At 37.7% G+C, this 6,242-nt stretch carries 7 protein-coding genes and 4 tRNA genes; all 11 read left to right on the top strand.

The window, feature by feature from the left end:
* Positions 1-3 precede the first annotated feature (3 nt).
* The 11 genes from NFR56_RS08645 (at position 4) to srtB (ending at position 6,200) form a co-directional block, all read left to right on the top strand.
* A tRNA-Phe gene (locus NFR56_RS08645) sits at positions 4-76 on the top strand.
* Positions 77-92: 16 nt separating this feature from the next.
* Positions 93-163, top strand: a tRNA-Gly gene (locus tag NFR56_RS08640).
* 33 nt (positions 164-196) lie between these two features.
* Positions 197-270 (top strand) — tRNA-Ile (locus NFR56_RS08635).
* A gap of 4 nt (positions 271-274) precedes the next feature.
* Positions 275-362 (top strand) — tRNA-Ser (locus tag NFR56_RS08630).
* A 61-nt stretch (positions 363-423) separates the two neighbouring features.
* Positions 424-1,242 (top strand): rod shape-determining protein MreC, encoded by an 819-nt coding sequence (gene mreC, locus NFR56_RS08625; RefSeq protein WP_134974880.1) that lies wholly within the window; start codon positions 424-426, stop codon positions 1,240-1,242.
* 1 nt (position 1,243) lies between these two features.
* Positions 1,244-1,744, top strand: coding sequence for a rod shape-determining protein MreD (mreD, locus tag NFR56_RS08620; protein WP_049473284.1), 501 nt, complete (start codon positions 1,244-1,246; stop codon positions 1,742-1,744).
* Between the two features lie 93 nt (positions 1,745-1,837).
* The gene (pcsB, locus tag NFR56_RS08615; RefSeq protein WP_049473285.1) at positions 1,838-3,079 is read left to right on the top strand and encodes a peptidoglycan hydrolase PcsB; all 1,242 of its coding nucleotides are present in this window, start codon (positions 1,838-1,840) and stop codon (positions 3,077-3,079) included.
* A gap of 178 nt (positions 3,080-3,257) precedes the next feature.
* Positions 3,258-4,232 carry a ribose-phosphate diphosphokinase gene (locus tag NFR56_RS08610; protein ID WP_049490632.1) on the top strand — a complete coding sequence of 325 codons (975 nt, stop codon included), beginning with the start codon at positions 3,258-3,260 and terminating at the stop codon, positions 4,230-4,232.
* Positions 4,233-4,279: 47 nt separating this feature from the next.
* Entirely contained in the window at positions 4,280-4,420 is a 141-nt protein-coding gene (locus NFR56_RS08605; RefSeq protein WP_247923714.1) for a hypothetical protein, read from the top strand.
* Between the two features lie 222 nt (positions 4,421-4,642).
* Complete coding sequence (gene abpA, locus NFR56_RS08600; RefSeq protein WP_134974866.1) at positions 4,643-5,263, top strand: amylase-binding adhesin AbpA; 621 nt, start codon at positions 4,643-4,645, stop codon at positions 5,261-5,263.
* A gap of 88 nt (positions 5,264-5,351) precedes the next feature.
* Positions 5,352-6,200 (top strand): class B sortase, LPKTxAVK-specific, encoded by an 849-nt coding sequence (gene srtB, locus NFR56_RS08595; protein WP_134974865.1) that lies wholly within the window; start codon positions 5,352-5,354, stop codon positions 6,198-6,200.
* The last annotated feature ends 42 nt before the right edge of the window (positions 6,201-6,242 follow it).

The raw sequence follows: 6,242 nt of genomic DNA, 5'->3' as shown, positions 1-6,242 counted from the left end.
TTTGGCTCGGTAGCTCAGTTGGTAGAGCAATGGATTGAAGCTCCATGTGTCGGCGGTTCGATTCCGTCTCGCGCCATTTCTTTTAATAATAAGCGGGTGTAGTTTAGTGGTAAAACTACAGCCTTCCAAGCTGTTGTCGCGAGTTCGATTCTCGTCACCCGCTTTGAACATAAGTTCTTTACCAAGTTTTTAACTTGGGCGCGTAGCTCAGGTGGTTAGAGCGCACGCCTGATAAGCGTGAGGTCGGTGGTTCGAGTCCACTCGTGCCCATTTTGGAGAATTACTCAAGAGGCTGAAGAGGACGGTTTGCTAAATCGTTAGGTCGGGTAACCGGCGCGGGGGTTCGAATCCCCCATTCTCCGTATAATTTCCAAGTTTGAGATGTCATCTCAAACTATTTTTTATATTTTGAAGGTTTTGTCTATGTTCTTGAATCGATTCTTTAAAATTTTTAGTTTTGTGTTTGTTTTAACTGTTTCAGGAATTTTATTTCTTTTTCCATCTGTTAGAACTTCGATTGTTTTAAAATCTTGTGATATATTAGCTATTGTTGATAAGGCAGTATCGGTACCATTTGTTGTTGTGGAATCTAAGGCAAAGGATTTAAAGAATTTATCTGAATTAAATGATGAAAACCGTTCGTTAAAATCACGTCTTTATCAAAAGGATATTGACCAGTCAAAACTTAACCGTTTGGAATCAGAAAATAGAGAATTAAAGGATTTGATGTCAATCAAGAATTCTGTATCGGGTTCTAAACAAGTCGTTAGTGAGATTATTGACCGTAATTATGGTTCGTGGGATCAGGAATTTGTTATTGATAAAGGTAGTTCAGATGGAATTTCTGATTCTATGTTTGTTCTTTCGTCTGGTGGCGTCATTGGTGTGGTAGAAAGTATAGAGAAAAATTCTAGCAAAGTGAAATTATTAGTCGAAGATACTATTTCTTCACAACACCTGACGTTTAAAATTGAGAGTCAAGGTCAATCTATTTTTGCTTTATTAAATGGTTATGACGAGAAGACAGGTGAGTTTCGGTTGTTGCAAATTGGAGATCCAGTTGAAATTAAAAAAGGATCTCTGGTTTCAACAAGTGGTTTAGGAAAATATAAGAGTAGTGACTTACCTCTTGGTACAGTAACTTCTACTCAAAAGGCATCTGATCAGTTAGGGCAAGAAATTCGTGTGAAACCAAAGGCTAATTTAGATGTCAATCGTTATGTACTATTGATTGGAGAGTAGTGTGAAAGTCATACGTAAGTACCATTTTTTCCCTTTAATCTTATTCTTATCTTTATTTGTTGACGGGCAGATCTCTTTTCTTATTTCTCGTTTCTGTCCAAACTCCTTTGAACCTACTTCATTTTTATTTCTATATGGTTTTATGTTATTGAGTCTCTATTTCTCTGAGATAGCTAGTATTTGGTGGGGAGTCTTCTTTGGTTTTTGTTTTGATGTGTATTTTTTACACACTCTAGGAATTGCATTCATAGTATTTCCTATACTACAGGTGATTTTTTATCGGTGTAATCAGATTATTTTGGTTAATCGATTGACTCGTTTTTTTACATTTTTATTAACGATTCTATTATTTCAGATTTTAACAAATCTTCTTTTGATTCTTTTTATCAGTATAAAATTTAACTGGATTACACTAATTATTTACCAAATTTTTCCAAGTTTAATTTTGAATGTGCTTCTATTAATAGTATTACAGCCTTTACTTGAAAAGATTTATTTATAAACTCGAAATAAAAATGTAACAATAGCGTAATATAAATTTTTAAAAAATTTGTTATACTAGTTAGTGTCTTATTAGAAAGGGAAAATTTATCTAATGAAGAAAAAATTATTTGCCACAATCTTATTGAGTACAGTTGCTTTATCACAAGGTGCTGTCGTAGCTGGTGTATCAGCTGATTCAACAGATGATAAGATTGCTGCTCAAGATAACAAAATCAATAGTATTAATCAACAACAACAAAGTGCACAAGCTCAGGTAGATCAAATTCAAGGTCAGGTATCTGAAATTAAAAAACAACAAGAAAATCTTCAAGCTGAAAATGACCGTTTGAATGAAGAATCTGAACGATTGTCAGCTGAGATCGATGAGTTGTCAAAAAATATTGTTGCTCGTCAAGAATCACTTGCAAATCAAGCACGTAGTGCTCAAACAACTGGGACTGCAACAAGCTATATTAATGCGATTGTTAGCTCTGGATCTTTGACAGAAGCTATCTCACGTATTTCTGCTATGAACGAAATTGCAGATGCTAACAACAAAATGTTGCAAGAGCAAAAACGTGATAAAGAAGAGATTGCACAAAAACAAAAAGAAAACAACGATGCTATCAATACTGTCATTGCAAACAAACAGCAATTAGAAGATGATGCGCAAGCTTTGTCAACAAAAGAAGCTGAGTTGAAAGTAGCACAATTGAACTTGGCTGCTGAAAAATCAACTGCTGAAAACGAAAAGAATGCTTTGTTGCAACAAAAAGCGGAAGCTGAAAAAGCAGCAGCAGCAGCGGCAGCAGCTGAAGCAGCTTACCGTGCAAAACAAAAAGAACAACAAGCAGCTGTTAAAGCTTCAGCTAATACAACTCTTCAAGCACAAGTTCAAGCGGCAGCTCAAACACCTGCTGCAACACCAGCGGCAGCACAAACTCAAGCAGCACCTCAACCTGCTGTTCAAACTCAAGCAGCGGCTGCACCAGTAGCAACTACTTCTCGTCCAACTTATAGTACATCTGCATCATCTTATCCAGTTGGTGAATGTACATGGGGTGCGAAGACATTGGCTCCATGGGCTGGTGATTACTGGGGTAATGGTGGACAATGGGCAGCAAGTGCAGCGGCAGCAGGATTCCGTACAGGATCTCAACCACAAGTTGGTGCCATTGCATGTTGGAATGATGGTGGATATGGACACGTAGCAGTTGTTACAGCCGTTCAATCTACAACAAGCATCCAAGTTTCTGAGTCTAACTATAATGGTATCCGTAGCATTGGTAACTACCGTGGTTGGTTTAACCCAACAACAGCACAAGGTACTGTTACTTATATCTATCCAAACTAAGAATTACACTGAAGCAGGACATTTGTTCTGCTTCTTTTTTGATAGAATTTAGGTAGTGATAGATTTTGTAATTTCCATAAATTAATATTTGAATATTTGCTTAAAAAGCGATAAAATGATTACAGGAGAAATTTGTGCTGACTGTACAATATGGTTTTAGATTTTACTGGAGGAAATCATGTCATTTTCTGATTTAATGCTCTTTGCTTTGTCGTCAAATCAAGAATTGGCTCAACGTGTGTCTCGTGAAATGGGACTACCGCTTGGAAAGTCAACGGTTCGTCAATTTTCTGATGGAGAAATTCAGGTTAATATTGAAGAATCAATCCGTGGGAAAGATGTTTATATTTTGCAATCCACTAGCTCGCCGGTTAACGATAATCTAATGGAAATTTTGATTATGGTAGATGCGTTGAAACGTGCTAGTGCGCAATCCATTAATGTGGTGATGCCATATTACGGCTATGCTCGTCAAGACCGGAAAGCTCGAGCTCGTGAACCAATCACTTCTAAGTTGGTAGCCAATATGCTTGAGGTTGCTGGAGTTGATCGCCTCTTGACAATTGATTTGCATGCCGCTCAGATTCAAGGTTTCTTTGATATTCCTGTTGACCACTTGATGGGTGCGCCTTTGATCGCCGACTTTTTTGAACGTCGCGGGATGATTGGAAAAGACTATGTTGTTGTCAGTCCAGACCATGGTGGTGTGACTCGTGCTCGGAAATTAGCTGAATTTTTGAAGACACCGATTGCGATTATTGATAAACGTCGAAGTGTCGATAAGATGAATACGAGTGAAGTGATGAATATCATTGGGAGTGTTGAAGGCAAGACTTGTATTTTGATTGATGATATGATTGATACAGCTGGTACAATCTGTCATGCGGCGGATGCCCTTGCAGAAGCAGGTGCTGTTGAAGTTTATGCAAGCTGTACTCACCCTGTTTTATCAGGACCAGCGATGGACAACATCCAAAAATCAGCCATTAAGAAGTTGGTGGTGTTGGATACGATTTATCTACCGGAAGATCGATTAATTGATAAGATTGAGCAAATTTCGATTGCGAAACTCCTTGCAGAGGCTATTGTTCGCATTCACGAAAATCGTCCTCTCTCCCCTCTATTTGAAATCGGAAATGCCAAAAAATGTTAATAATAAGGAGGCTGAAAAACAGCCTCTTTTGTTTAGGAGGAATACAAATGGAAATCAGAAAATGGTGGCAAGATCTAAAAAAAGAAAAGGAACGGAAAAAACTAGTTCGAGCAGCTAAAGAACTAGAATCAAGGGCTGATCCTAGTTTGCCCAAGAAACGACTGCCTAAAAATGGTGTGGTGAAATAGGATAGAAAAGATTTCTATTTTTTAAATACATTTTTATATATGAACGAAGTGTCTTTCCAAGATGGTTTTAAATCCGTAGTTCTATATCTCAAATGGATCAAAAGCTTAAACTTTTTTTAAAAAATAATGGAAAAAGTCTTGACATGGGAAGAATATCCTAGTATACTAGTCATAGTTACGAAGTAACGAATAATTTTTGAAAAGAAAAAAGGAGATAAAACAATGAAAAAAGTTTTATTATCATCAGTAGCAGCTCTTGCAGTATTTGCTGCAGCAGCACCAGTTCTTGCCGAAGGTGGAGTCAACGGTGGAGCTAACAATCCTAGAGGACCTCAAGATACTGACGTCGCTTCAAAATACTATGATCAATCTGAATTTGTAAGTGCTCGTACAGTTGAAGAATACCTTAACGGTCACATGGAAGAAATCAAAGCTGAAGCAGCTCAAGATCCAGCTGTAGTAGCAGCTAAAGCTGAATTTGATGCTGTTGAAGGTGGTTCACACCTTTACGGAGAAAAGAAAGCAGCTTATGAAGCAGCATTCAATACTGCATTCTTGAACGTACGTAACAAATATGTACAACAATTCCAAACTGTTCAAAACACAGCTAAGAAAAAAGAAGGCCGTTACTATATCTTGAATGAAACTCCAGAACAAGCTAACGCTCGTTACTTGAAAGAACATGGAATTAATCCAGAACAAGCTAACGCTGACGCAGCTAAAGCTGACGCAGCTAAAGCAGACGCAGCTAAAGCAGAAGAAGCAGCTAAAAAAGCAGAAGCTGGTAAAGCTGGTTCAAAACAAGCTGGTAAAGCTCTTCCAAAAACAAGCGCAGTTAAATAATTTGATTATTAATTAGCTCGTAAAATATCACTGGACCTTCGGGTTCAGTGTTATTTTTTAGAAAAAATCATCAAGAGGAGATCGATCAATGAAAAGAGCTGGGGAAAAAAGTTCAAATAAATTGGGTCTTGTAATTGCTGCTCTTGTTGCAGTTGTTGTTCTTGTTGCTGGATTTATTTTCTTTAATCCATTTGGAGGAACTAAGTCATCTAGCACGGCTAAAAAAACAACTGGAACAAGCTCAACCAAGCAAGAAACTAAATATGAACCAAGCCAAGAAGAAAAAGATTACTTGAAAAATCGTTTTGCTCAGTTAACAGCTGTTAACCCTGAGGCAGTTGCTTATGTCTATGCACCGGGTACTGAGTTGGATGAACCTGTTGTACAAACCACTGACAATGAAACTTATTTGAATAAGACGTTTGATGGTGGAAATGAACCATACATGGGGACAGTCTTCATGGATATGGACAACAAGAAAGACTTCAGTGATCGTTTGACTTGGTTGTTTGGTCATGCTCGTGGTAGTAAGGTCGGCGATCATCGCATGTTTAATGATGTCAACTACTATGACAAACAAGAGTATTTGGACCAACATCCGTATGTTGTGATTGAGACACCAGAGCGGAAATATTATTATGAAGTAATGGGATTGGTCATTGTCCCAGAGGACACTGCTTTCTACCGTACAAGCTTTACTGATGACAATGATTTTACTACACAATTGAAGAATATCTATGAGTCAGCTCGTACGAAGAACCCTAATATCAAGATCAAAGCGTCTGATAAGTATTTAGTATTGTCAACTTGTCGTGAAGAGGATGAAACCATTCGTTCTAACCTCTATCTTCGTCAAATTCCTGATTCAGAAATGAAGGATTTTGTGGCGAAACATGCAGATCAATTGAAATATGTGGCAACCCGTGGCCAACAATAATGACTTGAAAGACTTAGCATTGCTAAGTCTTTTTTGCATGGA

Origin of the sequence: Streptococcus caecimuris (assembly GCF_943193075.1) — a bacterium.
Classification (GTDB): Bacteria; Bacillota; Bacilli; order Lactobacillales; family Streptococcaceae; genus Streptococcus; species Streptococcus caecimuris.
This window is presented reverse-complemented; position numbering and strand designations above follow the sequence as displayed.